This window comes from Arcobacter vandammei, assembly GCF_016106035.1.
GTDB classification, from domain to species: domain Bacteria; phylum Campylobacterota; class Campylobacteria; order Campylobacterales; family Arcobacteraceae; genus Aliarcobacter; species Aliarcobacter vandammei.
Window position 1 is genome coordinate 15,352 of record NZ_JADKPZ010000001.1, and the last position, 21,775, is coordinate 37,126.

Consider the following 21,775-nt stretch of genomic DNA (forward strand, 5'->3'; position numbering starts at 1 on the left):
CATCAATCACAATGTTTGTGGGAAGTGTAGAATTTTCAAACTTCCAAATAAAGTTTCCCATAAGTTTATCAGTCATTTGTAATTATAATGTCTGTATTCTTACTTTCATCTTTAACGAATGGAAGTATAGCGAATAAAACTTAGAAAAATATTAAAAAATATAAAATAGATAGTAATTATATATATAAAAGTTTACTATGAAAACAAAAAAAGTTTGGGAAAAGAAAAGAGTATATCAATTTTTGATGGTGATATACTCCATCCAATGTAATAAGACTTTAGAATCAGTTTTATGGTTTTCTTTGGATATGATAACTTTTATCCACCAAATTCATCAACTCATCAATCTGTTGTGTGATTTTTTCATCCTCTTTCTTTTTCAATTCTCTCTCAAAATTAACAACACAACACATAACCAAATGGGATTTTTTAACATCTAATTTTTTTGAAAAGAAGTTTAAAACTTCCAAACAATCGAATGGTAAAGTATAAAATTTTGGTATTGTATTTTTTCTTTTTCTAATACTTTTTATAGGTTTACCATTACTACTTTCCAATTCTTCATACATTAACTCATAACCATTTTGAATATAAAACAATAAAATCTTACTTTTTGGAATATTCTCCATCAAACTTCTTTTTTCAATAATATCCACAACAGATTTTTCTAATGTATAACAAACTTTTTTGTGTTTTCTCATTATAAACTCCAATTTATTCTATGTATAAATCTATTTATAATGGATTTCTAAATATATGTTTAATAGTATGAAAAAGTTTTTAAATTTAGTGAAAATATCAATAAAATAAGGTTTATTTTGGAGGTTAATTTACAGTTTAGATTTGATGATAATTTTAGATTGTAGAGTAATAGAATGATGGAAGAAATCCATTATTCTATTACACAAATTTGAAAGGTTGATTTGAAAATGGTTGATAAACTACTTTATTACTCAAATTTTTTTGATACCATTAAAAACAAATTTGTTGGTATTCTCATCACTAAAAAATAGAAGTGAACTTTTTAATTTTTTCAATATCTCATTTGGAGATTTTTTAGTTTTAATTGTAAAGATTGATACATCACCTAATATATAGTGATAATCAACACAATTAAATCCAAAAACTCTTTGATTTGGATATTGTAAGAAGAAATTATTTGAAGTAAATAATCCATCCTTATCACCAATTTTGTATGAAATAAAATCATAAAATGGAAAGTCAATCAAATCCCTCCCCTTTATATCATATTCTAAATTTTCACCAATATAAATAACTCTTTCACTCTCAACCTCTTTAAATGGGTTGATTAAAAATGTTAATTCTCTCATAATATTTCCTTATAAAATAGAATTTAGAAACTCTCAAAAGGATGAAATCCTCTTTCCCCTTTTCATACATAAATTATAGGAAATTAGTGAAACTTAGGGAGTTTCACTTCGTTTGTATAATATGAATGTAAAAGAGATAAAAGGTGTGGTTTAACCACTTATACAAATATTGGGAGTTTAATTATGAAAAAAAGAAAAATCAAATTGGATGATAAGTTTATATCAGTAGTTAAGGAAGTTGTATCACATTGTTACAATTCATATAACCAAACTAAAGGAATTCAATTCAAAAATTATGGTGATATTATCAATTCAATTGTTAATGGTAATGTAAATGATTTTTATTTGGGTTATTTAGAAAGTTTTTCTAAATCACAATTAAAGATGGTAAATAAATCTCTAAAAAATAAGAGAAATACTAAATCTGAAATAGATTATTATAAAAATCAAAAAAAGATTTTTATTTATCTTTGTGATTGGTTTGAAAAAAATCCAAATCCATCTGTTATAGTTATCTAAATCCTTCCCTTCAACTAAAAAAATCGGTATCATCCTATAAAATGGATTGATACCAATGTTAAAAATCTTCATAACTAACTTATCAGAATATAACAATGAAAACCTAATTGATAAATGGATTCTTCAATCAGATTTTTCATTTTTAAACCAAACTATCATAAAAATATTATTATCAGACGATAGTAAAAAAAATTTCATAATAGATTGGAAATTAAATGATAAAAATATTTTTCAAATTATAAAATAATGATACTTATATACTCTCCATTTCCACTTAATGAAAATCAAATCTATAACCAAATGGAATTATTCAAAGATAAATTGTCTATGTTTTTTGTAGATGACAATAGTTTTATATACAGTAGTGAAACAAATCAAAAATTACTAAGAGAAATTATCATCAATCATAAGGTATTTTTATTTTATACCCACTCTATAAAACAAATGGGATTCACACCAACTCAAATAAGTGAATTGATAATATTTTTGTTAAAAAATGGATGTGAATTTCAATCTGAATTGGAAAATTTGTATTTCAAAAAATCTGATTTAGATACTATATATCCTAAGATATTTGAAATTTTTAGAGATAAAACTAATTCTTTCCAAAAGTAAAAAATAAATTCTCTAAAACTCTCATCTTTGTTATATCTCTATCAAATCCTAACTGTTTGGTTGATTCATCATAAATTTTTTGAAACCTATCATCTGAAATCATTTCCAAACAAATATCTCTATATAGTTGATACTGTTTAACATCCTTATTCTTATTTTGATAAGTTGGTTTCCATATAGACTCCAATAAATGATTTTCTTTAAAATAATTTTTGATTCTACTATCAAATATTGGATAATCTGTTGGATTGATAAAATGGATTAATTTAGATACACCTACGATTGAATTATTAATACAATCAACTAACTTTCCATATTCAATATTATTAATTTCAATATGGTTTTTAACCTTATTTAAAATGGTGATAACATCATCGATATTATCTTTTGTATTAAATTTTTTTAAGATGGTTGGCATCCATCCATAAGTAAAATATGATGAAATAACTAATGAATGATAATCTATTGTTTCAATTCTTTTGAAAAACTCTACAAATTCAAAATAACTCTCAAAATAAGATATATTTTCAAATTCTATTTTATAATTTTTTAATGATTCAAAAACTAAATCAATATCTTTTTTATTAAAACTCATTTTATTTCTCCAATAGATTTTTTGTAATAAATTTTACCTTTAATATCATCTATTTTACATTATTTTAAACATAATTATTATTTTTAAATAAGTATCAAAGGTTTGTAACCAACAAAGGGAGTGTCGTAAGACACTACCAACTGAAGTCTGAAAGACAAAGAATCCTTTTCTTTTTTTCTTTATTTAATTTATTTCTTTATTTGAGAGGATTTACCTCTGAGAAACACTTTATTATAAAGGTGAAAAATGGTGATGAGTTAGAATTTATCCAAAATGAACCAACTTTTATCCAAAATCATTCAACTTATTCCAATATAAAGTAAGTTTTTTCCAAAATAAATCACATTTTTTCAAAAATCAATAAAAAACTTTTTAAGATTTGTAAAATAGTTATATATACAATAAAGGAGTATAACAATGTTTACAATTAATAGAGGTCTATGTGAAATTGAATTTAAAAATATCAACTTAGAAAATATTGATGTTGATGTAATGGAATATTTGTGGTTTAAAATCAGAGAAAGATATGAAACACCTACTAATAATATTGAAATAGGTTTTAGTGAAATAAAAGAAGGAATTAGAAGATATAGTAAAGATTCCTTTATTTCATCAATACAAAGATTAAATGGTATCACCATTATTACAAACATAAAATCAAATAAACCATCTAAGAGATATAAATTTTATTTTACATTATCTGAAGACAAAAAGAGTTTCAAAGTTGAATTTGATGAGAAGATTTTTGTATTGTTTGGTAAATCCAAATCATTCAATTCATATCATCAACATAATATTTATCAGTTTAATGAAAAATATTCAAAACTATTTTACAAATTTTTGGTTGGATACAAATTTCTAATAGGTAAATCAATCTTTGTGAGAAGTAATGTATTGATGAAGATTTTAAATATCCATACTGATAAATCTATAAGTAAAATACAAAGTGATATTTTTAAATCATCTGTGAACAAAATCAATGAAAAAACTGATTTGAATATCTCATTTGATAAAGAGTGTGTAGAGTTTGAAAATGGATTAGAAATTGTAAAATATAGAGTGACTATCAACAGTTATAAAGGAGATACTGATATGAAAGGAAATGATTTAAAAAGAGAAACTTCAAAGAAAAAATCAGATTATGAAAAAAGAATAGATAAGCGGATTAATAACATAAAATCTGAGTTTGATGGAAAATTTGATACAACAAATACAAATAAAATTCCAATTGTTATTCTTAAAAATAAAATTACAAACTTACCAATCTACATTGATGGAGAATACAGATTAACAGATTTTTTTAATTATTTTACAAAAACACCATTAGAAACATTGAATAAAATTAATGAATGGATTAAAAATGATGATTATAATTATGATATATGGTGGGTAGATACTTATTTTAAAACATTTGAAAAGGTATGTTTATTGTCACAGAGTGAATTAAAACAAAGAGGATTAATTTAACCATTACTTCTTAACACAATAACCTCTTTAAAATCAACGGAATCAAATCACCCCTCACATTGGTATTCTTTTTATAAAAAAACCTTTGAAGAGAAGATTTGACATTTTTTTTACATTCTATGTATAAATTTAAAAAATACATAGAATGAGTATAAATAAAAATAAAACAGTTGGAGTTGATGATGAGAAATCCTAATGAAATTGAAAATCTAATTTTTAAATCTGTTAAACAATCAAATTTATTTGATGGTGAATGGGAAAGTATGATGTATTCAAATCTTTTAAAAATGATAATCATCAAAGGTGGTGGAATTGAAGAATTTATTCAACACTATTCACCGTATTTTGATGTATCTGATTTAGAGTATTACTTTAAAGATGATTTAATAAAAAGATATGGAAATGATGGTTATCAACTCTTTATTGATTTTGTTGTAGGAGAAAATGATGTTATTGAGAGAAATAAAAGTAGATGAATTAATTTTTAAAAGTATTTCAAATGATGAAACTACTTATAAAGATGAATTTGAAAGAGAGTTTGTTTTATCAATTGTAAAACATTTTTTTAATGAATATGATTGGAATAATTTTGATGGATTTTATGTAGATACGAATACTTATAATAAGTATTACAGAGATTTATTTTTGGAATATTATCCATTTTTAGAAAAATACCATATTCAAAAATTACTTAGGGAGAATAGAAATGAATCTATATGAATTTTTAGAAAATAGAGATTATGAAGAAATTGAGAGTTACATTACAGATTGTATATCTCATAATAAAAACAATGAATTAGATAAATATAGAAAATTAGTCTTAGTATTAATGTTAAGTGAATTTTTTGAAAGAAAAGATTTCAAACATTTTTACAATAATCATCAATTTGATATAAAAGAGTTAAACCAACAAATAAAACAGTCAATAAAAGAAAAATTAAATAAGGATAAAAAAAATGAAAGTAAGTGATTTAAACAAAGATATTCAAAATATCAAAAATCAAAAACCTTTATCAAATGAGAATAAAGACAAACTGAGAAATGTTTTAACAAATATGTTTGATGTAATAGAGAAATTTGAAAGAAATGGAGTAATTGATAAAAACTCCACTCAAAAAATTGATTTTTTAAAAGATACCATAAAATCAATTATCAAAGACGAGGATGAGAAGAAAATCATTAGAGGTGAATAATAATGAAAGAGTATGAGATATTTGATGATTTTTTAAAAAAATCCAAAAAAATCAGAGAGTTTTGTGATGATAGAGAAAAAATGTTATTTGAATCAATCAGAATGGAAATTTCAAATGATGGAAAAATCCATTGGTTGAATTCCATTGTGTATGAAATTGATAAGGTTTTATCTTTTATTGACAGATTATCAAATGAAAGAAAATCTCAATTTAATTTAAAAAAGTAATCCATTTTATTAAAAATGATTTTTATATTTAAACAATTTTGGGGTAAAATCTAAAAAATAACTCTAAGGAAACACAATGGATAAATCTCAGTTACAACTTCAAATTTTACAACTTAGTGAATTACAAAATATCTGTAATGATATTATTGAAATTGAATCAAATAAACAAAATGATACAGAATTAGTAAAGTTATTAAAAAAAGACTATAGATTATCAAATGATGAAATTAATTCTATTTCAACGATTGTTTTAGGTAAGAAAAAAGGTGAAAGTGTTGATAAAAAATCATTAGATTTATTAAAAAATAAATGTGAATCTTACTGTATGATTTGTGAAATCAATCCAAAAGATAAAGATGGTAAATTTATTGGTTATGGAAAAATCAAAACTCGGTCATCTAATAAGAAAAACTCTTTAAACAAGAAGTTAAAAGAGATGGGAGAGTAATTAGTCTCCCATTTATAATTTATTAAATATTTCTTTCCACTCTTTCTTTTTATCTTCAATAGAAGTTCTCTGTTGAAATGATGGAGATTTTAACTTTACCCATTTAATATTTTTATCATCAAAATTTATATTATCAAATTTATTAGTATCTTTTTTAGAATCTCTATTTACACAACATTTTATTTTTTCAGAAAAAAGTGATGTTGAAAGTTTTTCTACATATTCAGAAGTAAATAAAATTGTATCTATCTCTGTATTCTCAATATATTTGAAAATATCTTTGAATGATATAGGAATAATATCTGAATCAGATGATGATTGTTTATGTCTATAAATTTGATGGAATAAATCAATAAATCCAATATAATTTTTTGTTGAAAATTCTTTTCTTTTTTCAATTGAATCTAAATCATTTAAATCTACATCAAATACAGATGAAATTATTTCCCAAAAACTATTATCTTTACTACCATAAAACCAATTAACATCATCATCTTCTAAACGATTAATACAAAATCTATGTGGTGGAATTGTTCCAACAATAAGATATTTTGTATCATTTTTTATAAATGGTTCAAATGGGTGTGTATCTACATTAACTATGTTATTAATAATAAAATCCATATTTATAACTCTCCTCTAAAAGCTTTATCCAAAATTGAAGCCTTTAATGCTTTAAGGCTATCCATTTTTTCTTTTTGGATTGATTTAACTTTTTCTATTTTTTCAGAAATTTCATCCATTAATTATTTCTTTGATTACTTCTTCAAAATACTCTTTTGTTTTTTTGTCATCTTCACTACAATTAGAATCATTATAAAATGGTAATCCAATTAATCTATAATTTTCTGTTTCATATACAATTTTGTTGTTTGTTTCAAATACAGATTGAACCTCATTTAAAAAGTCTTTTTCTTTCCATTTATCATTTTGGATTAAGTGACATCCTTTCGGTTCAACAAACAATTGATATTTTAATTCTGAATCTGAGTGTTTAAAAAATATTAGAAAATCTGTTTCAAATCCTTTACCATTTTTGAATCCAAATGTCTTTAAAACACCCTCATTTCTAATTAAGTAAAAATAATCAAATTCTCTATCTGTATTCTCTCTATACTCTTTGATTAATTCATTAACAAATCCAACTAAACATTTTTCTTCAGTTGTTCCATAACAATCATCATAAACATACCAATCTTCATCTTTTATTGATACTTTCTTAGAATGTTTATCAATAGAATGTCCTTCCCCATCAGTATTAGTAGTAATTTGTTTGAATTTTCTTCTAAAGTCTTTGAAAATATCTTTAATTGGTTTTCTTTCAAACTCTTTACTACCTTCATCATCTGTATATTTTTTCTTCATCTGTTTTTCAATCTCACTAAACAGATTGTTTGATATTTCCAATAATTCTTTTGGTTGTAATGATGATAAATCAAATGATTTAGGTATGTTGTTGATGTAAATACTGATTTGTGATACATTATCATTAATAAATGTTTCTATTGAATCAATTGGAAGATACTTCTTTAAGTTATTATAGAAAAAGAAACTATTTAGAGATAGAGATTTTAAATACACTCTTTTTGATATAGTAATCTTCTTACTCTCCACATCTCCAAAGTTATAACTCTCTTTTTCTAAGAATGGATTATCAGTAATGATTTTTTTAATATCAATCTCAAAATCATATCTTTTCTCTACACCATAATCTTCAAAGAAATCCACTTTATCTTTATCTTTTTTAATCTGATAGTTTTTGAATACAAACTCATCATTATAAAAATCAGTTTCTTTGAATTCATCTTTGAGTTTAACTTCTATCTCTATCTCATCAGTATCAATCAATCCCTCTTTTACTAAATTATCTTTGAGTGATGAAATAAATTTATCATTGTTTTTAGAGTGGTAATAAAACTCCTCTAATACTCTTAAATCATTATCCAAATCCTCATCAAACTTTCTTTGAAATGTTTCTCTACCAACTACTTTAAATGGGAATATCCTACAACCTCTACCAATAAGTTGTTTATCACTTATAACAGTATCTTTTTTACTACTATTTGATTCATCTAACCTAACAATATCAAAAAGGTTTAATACATCCCATCCCTCATTTAACATATTAACTGCGAAAATTACTCTTATAGAGTTTTTTTCTAATTCATTCAACTCTTTAACAATGGTTTCATTTACAGAAGTATTATTTACAATCCTAATACTTTCATCAACATAGTTAGATTTGAAAATTGTTATGAGATTTTCATAACTAAATCCACTATCTTTTTCAAAGTATGAAATCGCTTTTTGTATCTGTGGATTATCATAATCTTTAAAATATTCAAAATCAGATACAGAAAGATTTTTAATTAAATCCAAAAAATCTTCCATATCAGATTCAGAATCTTTTATCTTCATTGATTTAATTAGGATGGTTGGTTTTAGATTTATTCCATTATCAGAAGCAACTTTCTCTCTATAATATGAGAGTAGTAATGCAGATAATATCCTTTTATCTTTACTCATATCAGATTTTAGAAGTGATATATCTTTAGAATACTTATCCTCTCTAAATTCCTTTAGTGAATATCTTATAATAATTTTATCTTCATATTTTTTTGCGATATTTTCATTATCCAAATCTATTGTAGCTGTATATTCCAATAATATATTATCTCTATTTTGTTTTAAAAGTTTTGATACAGTTGATTCCCATCCATTTTCTTCTTTTTCTAATTCTTCTATTTCATTTTTTTGTGTAGCTGTTTGTAAGTGATGAGCTTCATCTGATAGTAATACTATTTTTAAATCTTTTACACCATCATATGTGATTTGATTTTCAGTAGGTGTATTTAGTTTTAAATGTAAATTTTGGATTGTAGTAAATATAATTTGTATCTCATCATCATTAGTTTCTTCAAATGATGTAACCTCTTTTACTTTTATCTTTTGAGAGTTATATACAATTTCATCTTTGAATAGATATTTATCTGATTGAACATTTACAAAGTTTTCTTTTGTCTTTTTTACAATTACATCTCTATTTACAAAGAAGATAAAGTTTCTGTATCCCTTTTCATAGAAATACAAAATATTTGAAGCCATTAGTAGTGTTTTTCCACTACCAGTAGCCATATTAAATAGAATATGTTTTGATTTATCTTCAAAATATACATCATCATTCTCAATTACATAATCCAATCTACTAATTGCTTCTAATTGATATGGACGAAGTGATAGAGATTGATTTAATTGAGATATAAAGAAAGGATTTGTATCTTCATACTCTTTTCTTAATTTCTCTAAATCTTTTTTTGTTTTCTTTGTTTCAAACTCTTTGAATAAGTAATCTAAATCATACATTACTTAACCTCATAAAATTCTCTATTGAATTTTTTTACTTCATCTGATATATCAAATTGTATATCATCTATTTCAGAATAGTTTACATAAAGATGATTTTTATCCAATATTTTAATAAGTATTTCTTTTTGTTCATCCATTGGTAATGTATCAAATTGATTTTTATCATCAAATAGATTCTCATCTTTAACTTCATATCTTATGAAGTTAGAATTTTTCAATTCATTTTTTATTTCAATTAGTTGTTCTGATGTAGTGGACTCAGTAATAGCATCTATGTATGTTTGATTATTTTTCATCAATTCCATATATATGAATGAACCTCCACCATTCCAATTAACAAATTTAGATATACCACTTTTGTCCCCATTAACTACATTTTTCAATCTACATAATGTATCATTATCTCCATAATCTAATTGTTCTAACCCAATAAATTGTCTGTTAAGTTTTTTAGCTACTGATACTGTTGTTCCACTTCCACTAAAAAAATCCATTACAATATCATTTTCTTTTGTAGATAATTCTATAATTCTTCTCAATAATTTTTCTGGTTTTTTAGCATTTTTTAATGTTACTCCACCTTCATTAGCTATTCCATCCCAACTTATATCTCTCCAAAAATCTGTAAGTAATTCAGTTGATGTTTCAACTCCATCTATAGTTTTTACTTTATTGGAATAAAACGATAATGCTCCTCCATTTACAATATATCCAAGACTTCCATCTTCTCTATTATATGTATAAACTTTATTTCTATCAGTAGATGATAAATTCATTAATTCTTTAACTTTATCAGATGGTTTATGTGGATCTCTTATACTAACAACTTTATCTTTATGTTTTAATGCATATTCTGAGATTAATTGTTCTCTAATCACTTTCCAATGTATTCCCCATTTGTTTTCTGCATTTTTATTTGATTTATGAAATGTATCACCAATTTCTATATTATTTTCTCTATATACACAATCTCTAATGTTTTCCAATTTCCATTCTGTTGGTTTGTCTTCAATATTTATTATTACGAATTTATAGTTATCATCATATTCTGTAGGTACATATTGTTTATTAAATTCAAATTCTTTTCTATTTTTTACATAAAATAATATATATTCTGTTACATCTATTGGTCCTGGATTAACTGTTTTAAATCCAGCAGGTGAAGCAGTTTTCACTGAAATTAATTGAACAAAAGATTTATTGTTCTTTTCTTTCATACTTTCATTAAATAATTCATCTATTAAAATTTTAAGATATGCTAATTCATTATAATCTATATGTACAAATAATGCTCCATCTTTGGATAATAATTTTATTGCTATTTCTAATCTATTTTTCATAAATGTAAGCCAACTACTATGATTAAATTTATCATTATATCCAAAGCTATCAGAACCAGTATTGTATGGTGGGTCAATATAAATTAACTTTACTCTTCCCTCATATCTTTTTGATAATGAATGTAACGCAATTAAGTTATTCCCTTTAATCAATAAATTGTCAGTATGTTTGAAAGTTGGATTTTCTTCCATTCCATTTTTTGTATACTTTTTTATATTTGTAAATACTTTTGGATGTAATAATCTATCTACTTCATCATTAGCTAATGTTTCATTGTAGAAAAATTCTTTTAGTGATTGTTCTTCTTTACTTTGTCCACCCTCTAAAATACAATCTTTATAAGGAAAATTCAATACAACATCTTTTGATTTTTTTATAAAATCTGTTCCATCTGATAATCCAATATAATTCAAATATGATGTATAAGATGATGGGAAAAATTCTTTATGGTTGATTGTATTGATAAACTTATCTTTCAAAAATATCTTTGTATCTTTTACTGTTTTAAAATATGTGTTTGAAAGTTTCACATCTGATAGTAATAATTCTAATATTTCCTCACTATCATTTTGAGAATCATAAATCACTTTTGATTTAAGTAAATCTCCATTTTCATCAAAATACTGTTCTTTTGTTTTTAATTTCTCTATTAAATTATCATATGTTTCTGTTAATCTCATTTATTTCCTTTATTTTAAAACTCAAATATATCCATTGATGGAGTTACTTCACCAATTAATTTAGTAATTTTCTCTTTTTCTTCTGATGGTAAATCATTTATCATCTCTCTTACTTTTTCAATATCATCTCTTAATCCATCTTCTGATGAATTTTCAATTGAAAGGATTTGTTTTATATCTGATTGGTTTTGAGATATGAAGTTATCAAAATGAATATCAAATCCATTTTCTTTGATAGTTACTTTTTTAATTTTTGTATTGTTTAATTCAATAGTGTTTCCAAAGTTTTCAAACTTTACATTTACATTGATTTGAGAATCAATAATACTCATAATTACATCTAATGGATACCCATTAGTTTTATCACTCATATTTTGAATATTATGGTGTTTCACAACTACTTTACCAATGGTTTGAGATACAAAATCTGTTTGAAAACCAAATAGTTGTGATTCTAATACTGTTTTTATCAATTCATCATATATAGTTAAATCTTTTATGGATAAAACCATAGATGAAATATTTTGGGATAATTTAATTCTTCCTTCTTTAGTTTGTGGAATATGTAAATCTACACCATAATCTTCATCTTTATCATCAATATCTTTATCATATAATCTAACTCTGTATTGATTAGGTTTTAACTCAACTATATTTCCATTATTATCAGTTATCTCAGTAACCTTTACAAAGATACTACTACCTACATAAAAATCAACAACTCTTTTAACCATAGATTTAACTGATGTATCTGTTGGATCATCAAATAGTTTTTCTCTGATTTCACTATTCATAAAGGATTTACCTTTATTTTCCATCATTAATATTAATACATTCACATATGTATCAAATATAGTATCTTTTGTGTGAATTACTTTTCTATCTGTTTTATTTTCTTCACTCATCATAATCTCTCTTAAAATATATAAAAAATAGTTATTGATTTTACCTTCTTTTCCGTTAATTGTGGTTGAACAAAAAACCGACTCTTAGAGAGATTAACTATGATTGTAATATATGAGTATCAAAAGGAAAAGATACCTATTTAAAGGGATTTTCCTTCGGTTATGAGAGTTGGTGGAGCGAATTTTATTGAGATTCGGTAGTTAGGAATAATTACAGTAACAAAACAAAAAGAAGGAGTTACCAATGAGTAATTACAAAGTAGAAGATGTTGTAAAGAGTATCAAAAGTGATTGGTTGTATGTGATGGGTTATCACAGATGTATAGAGTTATACAATGATGATGAGTGGTGTAACCAATTCCTATCTTCTCAATATCAAAACTTTGAGATAGTGATTGTAAGAGATGTTGATGGTATGGAAGATGGGTTTTATATAGTTGATAGAAACTATACAAAATTCACACATTCACCATTCATAAGAAATCTTATCTCCCAAATAGTAGTTAAGGAGAAAAGAAAAAAAAGAGTAAGTATGATTGATGGTTTTGTAATCAGAAACAAAACCTATTCAAAAAGTATTGATAAGTTTTTTATCAACTATATCAAAAACAATACCATTGTTTATTACACTTATGATGAATTTGTAGAAGAGTTTAACCCTTATAAAATAAAACCATCAAATAGAGGGGATTATAAACCTCACACAAAATCTCATCACACAGTAAATGGGTTTTGGAGAAAACAATGGTATGGAAGTAGAAGTAACCCTCAATACAAAATGATTTGGATTGAAAGTTTTGAGAGAGGTGGTAAAAAGGTTGGGTAATTCCAACCCCAACCAACTACTGAATCTCCCTCGGATTCACTCTCTTTATATAATTTATATACAAAGGAGGAAGTGATACTTCCTCTTTAAATTCAATACTAAGGATACAAAATGAAAACAATAAATTTTTCATTATCAACAAAAGATGTTTTGGAGTTACTTCCATTCACTAACCAAAATGGTTTAAACATTCTATGTGATAGTGGTAGATTGAAAAGAAAGAAAAGATTGGGAAAATGGGTTTATGATAAAAATCTGTAAACTCATTGAAACAACAAATTGGTATGGATGAGTATGTTTCAATCTCTGAAACTAAACAGATGTTGGAAACCAATGGTATCAAAGATATTTTCCAAAGATTCTCAGATAAGAGTGAAACTCTCAAATGTAAGTATCACAGAGTAACAAATGAGTTTCCAATGAGTGTATCTAACCTAATCAAATATGGTTACTTAGATGTTGATGGTGATATAACCCCAAAGATGATTAAAAAAGAGAGTGTTATCAAAACTATCAAACACTTTTCAAAAGGGGTGAAACAAAATGTTTCAACTCCTTCAAATAATATAGGTTTTAACCAACAGAAAAAAATTGGATAACCGAAACTGAGGGAGATTCAATATCTCTCTATAATAAAGATGTAAATGGGAAAGAAGTGAGTTTATCTCAATAATTAAATTTAAAATAGTAAGAAAGGAAAATACTACTATGGGTAATTGGGTTTATAATGAAGTAAATATGATGGGTAAACAAACTGAGGTGGATAGATTTGTGGAAATTGGTATGGATATTTCTGAAAATGGTAATAAAATGTTTAACTTTCATAATTTCTTTACTAATACAGATGTAACAATTAATGGTATTCAATATAATGAATTAACAGAAGTTATTCAAAATAAAATTTGGAGTAGATTTATTCAAACATCAAATGGATTTTACTTATCAACTGAATATGAAAATAAATCAATGAGATATGAAACAAAAGGGTATCCTCCATTGGGATTTTATATCACATTTGGTTTGATGTTTGATATTATCTTTAAAATTAAATCTGAAGATGATTCTGATCAATATTGGGATTACATTGTATATAAAGGTGAAATTATATACAGAGAGTTTTCACAATACAATGATGAAAAAAAAGAAAAAATTCTAACAGATGATTTTATGGTTTACAGAGAAGAAAAATTTGAATTAGATAACAATGGTGTATTTAACTTAGATTTCTAAACATATTAAAACAACCATTTTAATAAGATTTCCCTAATTAAGGGAATCACTTCAAAACCCTAAAAAGTCGCCCTTCCGTAAAGTATTTTTTTACGGTAGGATGATATTTATTAATACTTTTAAGGGATAAAATCAATGAGACCAAAAAATACACAAAGAAATTCAAAACCAATTTTAGAAAGAGAATATAAAATTCTTAAATCATATATAAATGGATTAGAAACATTTGAAACGACAAAAATCAAATGGTTAAGAAGTTTGGAAATTTTATATATGGGTGGAATGAGAGTATCTGAAATTTTAGATATTAAAATCAAAGATATAAAAGATGGAATTGAAAAATCTGAATTAACTATATATGTTAAAAAACAAAAAATTATCAGACATATTCCACTATCTGAAAAATCTGTAAAGGTTTTAAAAAAACTGATTGAAAATGAAACTGATATAAATGGTTACTTTATCCATAAAAGAAATAATGTAAGAAATAATCTTAATTCAATTGGATTTACTAAAGATTTCAATCAACTTATTCAAATTGTATTAGGGAAAAATTATTCAACACACAGTTTTAGAAAAGGAATTATCACAGAAATGGGTGTAAGTGGTATAAATCCAAAAATCATTCAACATTTTGTATCACATAAGAATATATCAACAACTTTGAATTACATCAATCCAACATCTGATGATATTAGAAATTCTTTATTGAGATAATTATCTCAATTAACCCAATTATTCCAAATAAACCAAATATCTTTAGGAGAAAAACTATGAAACTACCAACAATTATAAAAAACATTCTTATTGAAACATATTTAGATTTTGAAAATATTAATACAGATGGTGATGTATCAAAAATAAATTTAAAAAATCTATTATTAGAGATTAAAAATGGAAAAGATGAAATCAATATATTAGATTCATCTGTATTGTTTGAATTCTTTTACAATGGATATAAAATATTTAAAAAATCACAAAATATAGATGAAATTAGATTACAGAATGACACTATCAACTACTATGATGATTTACACAAAAAATATTTTGATGATATAGATTTTAAGAGTTTGGATAAAAATAATCCAATAACTTTACAGATTATGAGTAATTCAATTTACTGTGAAAACTTTATTCTAATTGATTGGATAAAAAAGAATTTTAACATTGTTTATTTTGGGGAATAATTTCCCCTAACTTAGATAGGTAAAAAATCAGATGATGAAAAATAGATAGAGAAATCAACCTTATCTATTCTTTCTTTAAGGGTTTTCCAATTTCTCTTACCCCTAATGTAGTGGGTATCAGTTACATCACTTTTTGTAGAGTGACCCACCAATGTTTTAATCTCTAAATCTGAAAAAAATCCACTTAAACTGATAGTTTGTGAGAAATTTTTTCTAAAACTATGTAAATCAACAACTTTTTTAGTTTCTTCTCCAACAACATCTTTAATGTAACCATTTAATTTAGTTCCAATTTTTTCACTTCTATATTTATTGGTTAATTTTATATTGAAAAATAAGTAATCATCACTATTTTTTCCATCCATTTGTATTTTTAAATCATCAACTATATCTTTATGAATAATAGAAATTCTTTTAGAATTTTTGGTTTTTTTACCATCAATTTCAATCAAAGATTTCTCAAAATCAATATCACCAACAGTAGGTATTAATCCCTCTTCTCTTCTCAATCCACAGTAAAGTAAGAATTTCATAAATCTATATTCTTCTATCAAATCTTTAGTATTTAAATAAAAAAATATTCCTTTTAATTCACTCTCAGAAAATTCTCTTTTTTCTGTTTCTACTCTTTTAATACCATTTCCAACTTTTTTAAATGGATTTTTGTATATATAGGTATTTTCTTCAAAATATTCAAATATTGTTATAACTTTTTTAATAATCTCATTTACAGTTGATACTTTAAGTTTTTCATACTTATCTAACATTTTAGGAGTTTTCTCATAGATTAGTTTTAAATCTTTACCAACTAAATCTTTTTTCTTTTTCCAATCTGATGGAATTGATAGTAAAAAAAGTTGAAAATCCATATTATCTTTTTGTGTAATATCTTTCACTAATTTTTTTTCACCAAAATATATATTTAGAAATTCAATACATTGTTTAAATTTATACATTACTTTTACAGATGTTTTAACTTTCTCTCTATATTTAATATATTCATCTGTTAATTTTTTAAGACTATTTGTATCTCTTATTTCATCAGTTTCAATATTTACACTATGTTGTTGAGTTTTTAATCTTTTGATTTTATTTACAATAGTTTTTTCAATCTCTTTAAGTAACTTTTCTTCTGTCTCATTTTCTGCGACTAAATTCAAAGAATTCTTACCTATAAATGTTGTGTATCCTTTTCCGACAAATCCCATCTTACTCAACCTATATAATATTTTTAATTTTAAAAGGATACCTAAAGTGAGGTTAGATGTATGTAAAGATTTTTTAAAAATAATTGATTCATTAAATCTTATTACAAAATAATAAATACCATTCCTATTGAGTAAATATTTCTCATTATATAATGATAATTTCTTTAAAAGTTTCTCAGTTTGATTAAGTTTATCAAAAGTTTCCCAAAGTGTTTGATTGTACGATAAAATGGGGGTTTCTGAAGTGTTTGTAGTGGTGCGGATGAAGAGACTCGAACTCTTACACCGCGAGGCACCAGATCCTAAGTCTGGCGTGTATACCAATTTCACCACATCCGCATATATTGTTTTAAAAGTTTAGTTGGTATTCTAAACCAAAATGGTACTCCCAGTACGATTCGAACGTACGGCCTACGCCTTAGAAGGGCGTTGCTCTATCCAGCTGAGCTATGGAAGCTTAAAATAAAATGGGGTAGATAATGGGGCTCGAACCCACGACCCTCGGAACCACAACCCGATGCTCTAACCAACTGAGCTATACCTACCATTGAAAAATAAATGGTCGGGGCGAGAGGATTCGAACCTCCGGCCCCCTGGTCCCAAACCAGGTGCGCTAACCAGACTGCGCTACGCCCCGAATTTCACTCTTTATTCTTAAAAAGTGGACGGAATTATATTATATATTTTTTCTTTTGTCAAGGGTTTTTAGAAGAAATTTAAAAAAAATTCAAATTTCCTCTAAATTACTAAAATTGAATCAATCCATTAAGAGGTGAAGATGCACTTGCAAATGGCTTTTTCTCTATTCTTCCTGCCTTATATCCAAGTCTTCCAGCTATTACTGCATGTTTCATAGCTATTGCCATAGAAATTGGATCTTTTGCACAAGCTATTGCTGTATTTGTTAAAACTCCATCAGCTCCTAATTCCATACAAATAGCTGCATCACTAGCACATCCAACTCCTGCATCTACAATAACAGGAACTTTTACACTATCTTTTATAAAAGCTACATTGTATCTATTTTGAACACCTAAACCACTTCCTATTGGTGCAGCTAAAGGCATAATAGCATCAGCTCCTACATCTTCAAGTCTTTTTGCAACAATTAAATCATCACTTGTATATGCCATAACTGTAAAACCATCTTTTTTTAATATCTCACAAGCTTTTATTGTCTCAATAACATCTGGATATAGGGTTTTAGAAAAATCTCCAATAATCTCTAGTTTTATTAAATCAATTCCTGTAGCTTCTCTCATTAGCCTAAAAGTTGTAACAGCTTCTTCGGCATTTTTGCAACCTGCACTATTTGGCAAAAACTTAATATTTGTATCTTTGAAATAATCTAGTAAATTCTCTTCATTTGGATTTGTAATATTTACTCTTCTTATAGCAACAGTGATTAACTCACTTCCACTTGCAAGTGTTGCTTCTTTAGTTGTATCAAAATCTTTATATTTTCCACTTCCTACAATCAATCTACTATTTAGTTCATATTTTCCAATTTTTAATATATCGCTCATTTTGTATTTTCCTTAATAAATTTTAAATATTCTTTACTAACATTTTTTAGTTTTATCGAAATAATTTCGGGCAAATCATAACTATGTAGTTCTAAAATTTTGCTTTTTATTTTCTTAAAACAACTTTTTCTTGTTTTTATATTTAAAAGTGTTTCATTATCACTACAAACTCTTTTTTCCCAAAAATAAAAAGATTTTATATCATAAGTTTGTACACAAGCAGCCAATTTCTCTTTTATTAAAATTTGTGCAAAATCTTCTGCTTCTTTTTGATTTGTAAAAGTTGTTTGAATCATAATTGCTTTCATAGTTTTTCAACCATTTTTATAATATCTTGTGGTTTTAGTGCATAAGAAGATTTTTTGACTCTATTACTAGCAAGGGTATGTGCTAAACTGCCACAGATAGTTGCATTTAAAGCTTCATAGCCTTGAGCTAAAAGTGAAGCTACTAAACCACTTAAAACATCTCCACTTCCACCTTTACTCAATCTTGCTTTTCCTAGGGTGTTTATATATATTTTTTCATTTTGTGAGATTATTACATTTGCACCTTTTAAAAGCAAAGTTGTTTTTGGATATTTTTTACAAAACTCTTTTACATAGAAAAATCTATTCTCTTGCAAAGTTTTTATATCTATATTTGCAATATTGCTTAATGCTAAAAGTGATACAAACTCTTTTGGATGTGGAGTTAAAACAACATTTTCATCTAAATATTTTAAAATCTCTTTTTCATAAAAAATATCAGCATCCAAAACCTTTGGAATATTTAATTTTAAAATATCTATATGCTCTTTTTTAAACTCTCCTAAACCCATTCCAAAAGCAATAGCTGTGCAGTTTTTACTAATAGTGCTACTTTGCATAATATGATATGGCAAGGCTATTTTTTGATTACTTACAACTGTAACAAGTCCTGAACCAAAAGAAGAAGCAGCAAGTGCTGCTAAAACTCCTGCACCCTCTTTTTCTCCACAAACTATATTTGTATGTCCAAAACTTCCTTTATTGGTACTTTTTTGGCTAGTTTTATCTTCTCTTTTTGGTAAAACTAAATCTGATTTTTCAAGTAAAAATATATCTGTATCATCTTCATACTTTTTGCTATCAAATCCTAGATTTACAATTTTAATTTTTCCTACATAATCTTTTGCTATATCACTAAAAAGTGCCAGTTTTAAAGCTCCCATTGTAAAAGTAATATTACTTTTAAATGCTACACTCTCTATTTTTCCATCTATATCTATTCCACTTGGAATATCACAAGCTATTTTAAAAGATGAAAAAGAGTTTAAATTTTCAATTAAAGATATTGTTTTTTCATCTATTTTTCTATTTAGTCCACTTCCAAATATACAATCAACAATAATATCTGCTTCATAAACTTCACTTACAAAATCTAATTTTAAAGCTTTACATCTTTGTTCTTGTAGTTTTGCCATAGAAGATTTTGCTTTGTTTATTTGAAAGATTTTTACACTATATTTCTCTTGTAAAAGTCTAGCTAATGCCAATCCATCTGCACCATTGTTTCCACTTCCACAAGCTATTAAAACAGTGCTATTTTTTTTAAAATTCTTATTTATGTAGTTAAAGATAGAAAGACTTGCATGTTCCATCAAAATATCTTCACTTAAAAAATATTTTGTGTAAGATTTTTTATCTAAACTATTTACCTCATAAAAAACCTTTTTCACAAGCTTGTCTCCTTTTGTTTTAGTTTTTAAATTTCCACCCATTATCAACCATTATGATTCTAATTTTATCTTTTAAATCACCTTGAATCTCTATATTTTCATCTTTTATTGAGCCACCACAGGCAAGTTTAGTTTTAAGAAGTTTTAAAATCTCTTTTCTTTTTTCATCTTCAATTTGAAATCTTCCAACAATAGTAACTGGTTTTCCATTTCTCTTTTCTAAAGAGAAAACCAATTGATGTTGATTTTTTGCTAAGATTACTTTTGCCTCTTCTTTTTGAACCTTGATTTTTCCTTTATCCTCTTTTTTTGTGTCAAAGCTATTTCCTTCAAGCTTCGCACCAAGCCCCAAAGCTAACTTCTCTGCAATTCCCATCTTCTAATAATCCTTTAATCTTGTCTTTATATCTAAATCTTCTAAATTTATAAATTCACCTATTTTATACTGTTCAACTGCAACTCGACCAATCATTGCAGCATTGTCTGAACAATATTTCAACTCTGAAAGGTGCAATCTTGTATCATATTTTTTACATAAAGTTTCTAACTCTTTTCGCAAAAATAGATTTGCACTCGCCCCTCCAACTATTGCAAAATCTTTGGGTGCTTTTTGTTTAAACAGCTTCTTTAATTTTTGAATAATATGTAAAACTGCTGTTTTTTGAAAACTAGCACTTATATTTGCAATATCCTGCTCTTCTAAAGTGGTGCGTTCAAGTTTCTCAATTTCAAGTCTTACAGCATTTTTAAGCCCTGAATAACTAAACTCAATTCTTCGGCTTTGACTTAATGGTATTGGAAAATCAAATCTATTTTCATCTCCATTTTTTGCATATTTTTCAATCATTGGCCCCCCAGGGTAACCTAGATTTAACATCTTTGAAACTTTATCAAAACTCTCACCAAAACTATCATCTAAGGTTCTAGCAACTAGTTTCATCTCATTTAAAGAGTTTGCTTCAATGATTTGTGTATGTCCGCCAGAAACTAGCAAAACTGTAATTGGGAAAATCTCCTTTTTTTCTATAAAAAGAGAGTAAATATGACCTTTTAGATGATTTACAGCAATTATTGGAATATTGAGTGCAATGCTTATAGCCTTTGCCATAGCAACACCCTCTGTTAGAGTTACAGATAATCCAGGGGCATTTGTAACTGCGACAGCTTTTAAATCTTTTAGGTAATCTTTACACTCTGCTAAGATTTTTGGAAGTGCTTCAATATGAAGCCTAGCAGCAAGTTCTGGAACTACTCCACCATAAATGCTATGCTCTAACTCTTGAGAAATTTTTTTATGAAAAACTAGCTCCAAAGTCTCTATTTTTGTAATAGATATAGAACTATCATCGCAAGAGCTTTCAATCGCTAAAATCATAGGTTTTATCCTTATAAAAAGATTCATACATTTCAGC

Annotated in this window: 28 protein-coding genes and 4 tRNA genes; 15 read left to right on the forward strand and 17 right to left on the reverse strand. The window is 25.6% G+C overall.

Annotated elements, in window-relative coordinates; all coding sequences use genetic code 11:
* Positions 1–290: 290 nt before the first annotated feature.
* Positions 291–701 carry a hypothetical protein gene (locus IQC44_RS00065; protein ID WP_198304155.1) on the reverse strand — a complete coding sequence of 137 codons (411 nt, stop codon included), beginning with the start codon at positions 699–701 and terminating at the stop codon, positions 291–293.
* A gap of 252 nt (positions 702–953) precedes the next feature.
* Entirely contained in the window at positions 954–1,331 is a 378-nt protein-coding gene (locus tag IQC44_RS00070; protein ID WP_198304156.1) for a hypothetical protein, read from the reverse strand.
* A gap of 183 nt (positions 1,332–1,514) precedes the next feature.
* On the opposite strand from IQC44_RS00070, the gene IQC44_RS00075 reads away from it, so the two are divergent.
* Positions 1,515–1,850 (forward strand): hypothetical protein, encoded by a 336-nt coding sequence (locus tag IQC44_RS00075; RefSeq protein ID WP_198304157.1) that lies wholly within the window; start codon positions 1,515–1,517, stop codon positions 1,848–1,850.
* A gap of 246 nt (positions 1,851–2,096) precedes the next feature.
* Complete coding sequence (locus IQC44_RS00080; RefSeq protein ID WP_198304158.1) at positions 2,097–2,465, forward strand: hypothetical protein; 369 nt, start codon at positions 2,097–2,099, stop codon at positions 2,463–2,465.
* Here the strand turns inward: IQC44_RS00080 and IQC44_RS00085 are convergent.
* Complete coding sequence (locus tag IQC44_RS00085) at positions 2,446–3,060, reverse strand: hypothetical protein (RefSeq protein ID WP_198304159.1); 615 nt, start codon at positions 3,058–3,060, stop codon at positions 2,446–2,448. The genes IQC44_RS00080 and IQC44_RS00085 overlap by 20 nt on opposite strands.
* Positions 3,061–3,477: 417 nt before the next feature.
* Here IQC44_RS00085 and IQC44_RS00090 point away from each other — a divergent pair, with 417 nt between their 5' ends.
* The 7 genes from IQC44_RS00090 to IQC44_RS00120 all read left to right on the forward strand — a co-directional run bounded on the left by IQC44_RS00090 (position 3,478) and on the right by IQC44_RS00120 (position 6,395).
* On the forward strand, positions 3,478–4,527 hold the full coding sequence (locus IQC44_RS00090; RefSeq protein ID WP_198304160.1) for a replication initiation protein: 1,050 nt from the start codon (positions 3,478–3,480) through the stop codon (positions 4,525–4,527).
* A 182-nt stretch (positions 4,528–4,709) separates the two neighbouring features.
* Positions 4,710–5,003: a hypothetical protein gene (locus tag IQC44_RS00095; protein WP_198304161.1), complete on the forward strand. Its 294-nt coding sequence runs from the start codon at positions 4,710–4,712 to the stop codon at positions 5,001–5,003.
* Entirely contained in the window at positions 4,975–5,247 is a 273-nt protein-coding gene (locus tag IQC44_RS00100) for a hypothetical protein (RefSeq protein WP_198304162.1), read from the forward strand. Before IQC44_RS00095 ends, IQC44_RS00100 begins: the two co-directional genes overlap by 29 nt.
* Positions 5,234–5,497, forward strand: a complete 264-nt coding sequence (locus tag IQC44_RS00105; protein ID WP_198304163.1) for a hypothetical protein — start codon at positions 5,234–5,236, stop codon at positions 5,495–5,497. The genes IQC44_RS00100 and IQC44_RS00105 overlap by 14 nt, the downstream gene beginning before the upstream one ends.
* Positions 5,484–5,720, forward strand: coding sequence for a hypothetical protein (locus IQC44_RS00110; protein ID WP_198304164.1), 237 nt, complete (start codon positions 5,484–5,486; stop codon positions 5,718–5,720). The genes IQC44_RS00105 and IQC44_RS00110 overlap by 14 nt, the downstream gene beginning before the upstream one ends.
* Before the next feature lie 2 nt (positions 5,721–5,722).
* A complete protein-coding gene (locus IQC44_RS00115) occupies positions 5,723–5,947 on the forward strand; it encodes a hypothetical protein (RefSeq protein WP_198304165.1) in 225 nt (74 codons plus the stop codon).
* A gap of 76 nt (positions 5,948–6,023) precedes the next feature.
* On the forward strand, positions 6,024–6,395 hold the full coding sequence (locus IQC44_RS00120) for a hypothetical protein (RefSeq protein WP_198304166.1): 372 nt from the start codon (positions 6,024–6,026) through the stop codon (positions 6,393–6,395).
* 12 nt (positions 6,396–6,407) lie between these two features.
* Here IQC44_RS00120 and IQC44_RS00125 read toward each other — a convergent pair whose 3' ends face one another.
* From IQC44_RS00125 to IQC44_RS00140, 4 genes are all read right to left on the reverse strand, one after another.
* Positions 6,408–7,019, reverse strand: a complete 612-nt coding sequence (locus tag IQC44_RS00125) for a uracil-DNA glycosylase family protein (protein WP_198304167.1) — start codon at positions 7,017–7,019, stop codon at positions 6,408–6,410.
* A 111-nt stretch (positions 7,020–7,130) separates the two neighbouring features.
* Complete coding sequence (locus IQC44_RS00130; protein WP_198304168.1) at positions 7,131–9,758, reverse strand: DEAD/DEAH box helicase family protein; 2,628 nt, start codon at positions 9,756–9,758, stop codon at positions 7,131–7,133.
* Positions 9,758–11,782, reverse strand: coding sequence for a site-specific DNA-methyltransferase (locus IQC44_RS00135; RefSeq protein WP_198304169.1), 2,025 nt, complete (start codon positions 11,780–11,782; stop codon positions 9,758–9,760). The genes IQC44_RS00130 and IQC44_RS00135 overlap by 1 nt, the downstream gene beginning before the upstream one ends.
* A gap of 14 nt (positions 11,783–11,796) precedes the next feature.
* Positions 11,797–12,687, reverse strand: coding sequence for a hypothetical protein (locus tag IQC44_RS00140; protein ID WP_198304170.1), 891 nt, complete (start codon positions 12,685–12,687; stop codon positions 11,797–11,799).
* Between the two features lie 244 nt (positions 12,688–12,931).
* On the opposite strand from IQC44_RS00140, the gene IQC44_RS00145 reads away from it, so the two are divergent.
* From IQC44_RS00145 to IQC44_RS00170, 6 genes are all read left to right on the forward strand, one after another.
* Positions 12,932–13,513 (forward strand): hypothetical protein, encoded by a 582-nt coding sequence (locus tag IQC44_RS00145; RefSeq protein WP_198304171.1) that lies wholly within the window; start codon positions 12,932–12,934, stop codon positions 13,511–13,513.
* 111 nt (positions 13,514–13,624) lie between these two features.
* Positions 13,625–13,774 (forward strand): hypothetical protein, encoded by a 150-nt coding sequence (locus IQC44_RS00150; protein WP_198304172.1) that lies wholly within the window; start codon positions 13,625–13,627, stop codon positions 13,772–13,774.
* Between the two features lie 5 nt (positions 13,775–13,779).
* Positions 13,780–14,112 (forward strand): hypothetical protein, encoded by a 333-nt coding sequence (locus tag IQC44_RS00155; protein WP_198304173.1) that lies wholly within the window; start codon positions 13,780–13,782, stop codon positions 14,110–14,112.
* A 109-nt stretch (positions 14,113–14,221) separates the two neighbouring features.
* Entirely contained in the window at positions 14,222–14,743 is a 522-nt protein-coding gene (locus IQC44_RS00160) for a hypothetical protein (RefSeq protein ID WP_198304174.1), read from the forward strand.
* A gap of 135 nt (positions 14,744–14,878) precedes the next feature.
* Positions 14,879–15,460 carry a tyrosine-type recombinase/integrase gene (locus IQC44_RS00165; protein WP_198304175.1) on the forward strand — a complete coding sequence of 194 codons (582 nt, stop codon included), beginning with the start codon at positions 14,879–14,881 and terminating at the stop codon, positions 15,458–15,460.
* Between the two features lie 56 nt (positions 15,461–15,516).
* Entirely contained in the window at positions 15,517–15,930 is a 414-nt protein-coding gene (locus tag IQC44_RS00170) for a hypothetical protein (protein WP_198304176.1), read from the forward strand.
* A gap of 11 nt (positions 15,931–15,941) precedes the next feature.
* Here IQC44_RS00170 and IQC44_RS00175 read toward each other — a convergent pair whose 3' ends face one another.
* The 10 genes from IQC44_RS00175 to tsaD all read right to left on the reverse strand — a co-directional run bounded on the left by IQC44_RS00175 (position 15,942) and on the right by tsaD (position 21,738).
* The gene (locus IQC44_RS00175; protein WP_198304177.1) at positions 15,942–17,090 is read right to left on the reverse strand and encodes a tyrosine-type recombinase/integrase; all 1,149 of its coding nucleotides are present in this window, start codon (positions 17,088–17,090) and stop codon (positions 15,942–15,944) included.
* 302 nt (positions 17,091–17,392) lie between these two features.
* A tRNA-Leu gene (locus IQC44_RS00180) sits at positions 17,393–17,477 on the reverse strand.
* Positions 17,478–17,518: 41 nt separating this feature from the next.
* A tRNA-Arg gene (locus IQC44_RS00185) sits at positions 17,519–17,595 on the reverse strand.
* Between the two features lie 11 nt (positions 17,596–17,606).
* Positions 17,607–17,683 (reverse strand) — tRNA-His (locus IQC44_RS00190).
* 14 nt (positions 17,684–17,697) lie between these two features.
* A tRNA-Pro gene (locus IQC44_RS00195) sits at positions 17,698–17,775 on the reverse strand.
* 109 nt (positions 17,776–17,884) lie between these two features.
* Positions 17,885–18,664 (reverse strand): thiazole synthase, encoded by a 780-nt coding sequence (locus tag IQC44_RS00200; RefSeq protein ID WP_198304178.1) that lies wholly within the window; start codon positions 18,662–18,664, stop codon positions 17,885–17,887.
* Positions 18,661–18,972, reverse strand: a complete 312-nt coding sequence (gene cutA, locus IQC44_RS00205) for a divalent-cation tolerance protein CutA (RefSeq protein WP_198304179.1) — start codon at positions 18,970–18,972, stop codon at positions 18,661–18,663. The genes IQC44_RS00200 and cutA overlap by 4 nt, the downstream gene beginning before the upstream one ends.
* Positions 18,969–20,363 (reverse strand): NAD(P)H-hydrate dehydratase, encoded by a 1,395-nt coding sequence (locus IQC44_RS00210; protein ID WP_198304180.1) that lies wholly within the window; start codon positions 20,361–20,363, stop codon positions 18,969–18,971. Before IQC44_RS00210 ends, cutA begins: the two co-directional genes overlap by 4 nt.
* Before the next feature lie 19 nt (positions 20,364–20,382).
* Positions 20,383–20,739: a translation initiation factor gene (locus tag IQC44_RS00215; protein WP_198304181.1), complete on the reverse strand. Its 357-nt coding sequence runs from the start codon at positions 20,737–20,739 to the stop codon at positions 20,383–20,385.
* 3 nt (positions 20,740–20,742) lie between these two features.
* Complete coding sequence (gene tsaD, locus IQC44_RS00220; RefSeq protein WP_198304182.1) at positions 20,743–21,738, reverse strand: tRNA (adenosine(37)-N6)-threonylcarbamoyltransferase complex transferase subunit TsaD; 996 nt, start codon at positions 21,736–21,738, stop codon at positions 20,743–20,745.
* Between the last annotated feature and the right edge of the window lie 37 nt (positions 21,739–21,775).

Excerpts from the sequence above, each read along its gene's own strand:
- IQC44_RS00115 (WP_198304165.1), top strand. The coding sequence starts at position 5,723 with ATGAAAGAGTATGAGATATTTGATGATTTTTTAAAAAAATCCAAAAAA.
- IQC44_RS00110 (WP_198304164.1), top strand. The coding sequence starts at position 5,484 with ATGAAAGTAAGTGATTTAAACAAAGATATTCAAAATATCAAAAATCAA.
- IQC44_RS00145 (WP_198304171.1), top strand. The coding sequence starts at position 12,932 with ATGAGTAATTACAAAGTAGAAGATGTTGTAAAGAGTATCAAAAGTGAT.
- IQC44_RS00100 (WP_198304162.1), top strand. The coding sequence starts at position 4,975 with ATGTTATTGAGAGAAATAAAAGTAGATGAATTAATTTTTAAAAGTATT.
- IQC44_RS00095 (WP_198304161.1), top strand. The coding sequence starts at position 4,710 with ATGAGAAATCCTAATGAAATTGAAAATCTAATTTTTAAATCTGTTAAA.
- IQC44_RS00150 (WP_198304172.1), top strand. The coding sequence starts at position 13,625 with ATGAAAACAATAAATTTTTCATTATCAACAAAAGATGTTTTGGAGTTA.
- IQC44_RS00160 (WP_198304174.1), top strand. The coding sequence starts at position 14,222 with ATGGGTAATTGGGTTTATAATGAAGTAAATATGATGGGTAAACAAACT.
- IQC44_RS00170 (WP_198304176.1), top strand. The coding sequence starts at position 15,517 with ATGAAACTACCAACAATTATAAAAAACATTCTTATTGAAACATATTTA.
- tsaD (WP_198304182.1), bottom strand. The coding sequence starts at position 21,738 with ATGATTTTAGCGATTGAAAGCTCTTGCGATGATAGTTCTATATCTATT.
- IQC44_RS00135 (WP_198304169.1), bottom strand. The coding sequence starts at position 11,782 with ATGAGATTAACAGAAACATATGATAATTTAATAGAGAAATTAAAAACA.
- IQC44_RS00140 (WP_198304170.1), bottom strand. The coding sequence starts at position 12,687 with ATGAGTGAAGAAAATAAAACAGATAGAAAAGTAATTCACACAAAAGAT.
- cutA (WP_198304179.1), bottom strand. The coding sequence starts at position 18,972 with ATGAAAGCAATTATGATTCAAACAACTTTTACAAATCAAAAAGAAGCA.
- IQC44_RS00070 (WP_198304156.1), bottom strand. The coding sequence starts at position 1,331 with ATGAGAGAATTAACATTTTTAATCAACCCATTTAAAGAGGTTGAGAGT.
- IQC44_RS00090 (WP_198304160.1), top strand. The coding sequence starts at position 3,478 with ATGTTTACAATTAATAGAGGTCTATGTGAAATTGAATTTAAAAATATC.
- IQC44_RS00200 (WP_198304178.1), bottom strand. The coding sequence starts at position 18,664 with ATGAGCGATATATTAAAAATTGGAAAATATGAACTAAATAGTAGATTG.
- IQC44_RS00080 (WP_198304158.1), top strand. The coding sequence starts at position 2,097 with ATGATACTTATATACTCTCCATTTCCACTTAATGAAAATCAAATCTAT.
- IQC44_RS00215 (WP_198304181.1), bottom strand. The coding sequence starts at position 20,739 with ATGGGAATTGCAGAGAAGTTAGCTTTGGGGCTTGGTGCGAAGCTTGAA.
- IQC44_RS00065 (WP_198304155.1), bottom strand. The coding sequence starts at position 701 with ATGAGAAAACACAAAAAAGTTTGTTATACATTAGAAAAATCTGTTGTG.
- IQC44_RS00165 (WP_198304175.1), top strand. The coding sequence starts at position 14,879 with ATGAGACCAAAAAATACACAAAGAAATTCAAAACCAATTTTAGAAAGA.
- IQC44_RS00075 (WP_198304157.1), top strand. The coding sequence starts at position 1,515 with ATGAAAAAAAGAAAAATCAAATTGGATGATAAGTTTATATCAGTAGTT.
- IQC44_RS00130 (WP_198304168.1), bottom strand. The coding sequence starts at position 9,758 with ATGTATGATTTAGATTACTTATTCAAAGAGTTTGAAACAAAGAAAACA.
- IQC44_RS00105 (WP_198304163.1), top strand. The coding sequence starts at position 5,234 with ATGAATCTATATGAATTTTTAGAAAATAGAGATTATGAAGAAATTGAG.
- IQC44_RS00085 (WP_198304159.1), bottom strand. The coding sequence starts at position 3,060 with ATGAGTTTTAATAAAAAAGATATTGATTTAGTTTTTGAATCATTAAAA.
- IQC44_RS00125 (WP_198304167.1), bottom strand. The coding sequence starts at position 7,019 with ATGGATTTTATTATTAATAACATAGTTAATGTAGATACACACCCATTT.
- IQC44_RS00120 (WP_198304166.1), top strand. The coding sequence starts at position 6,024 with ATGGATAAATCTCAGTTACAACTTCAAATTTTACAACTTAGTGAATTA.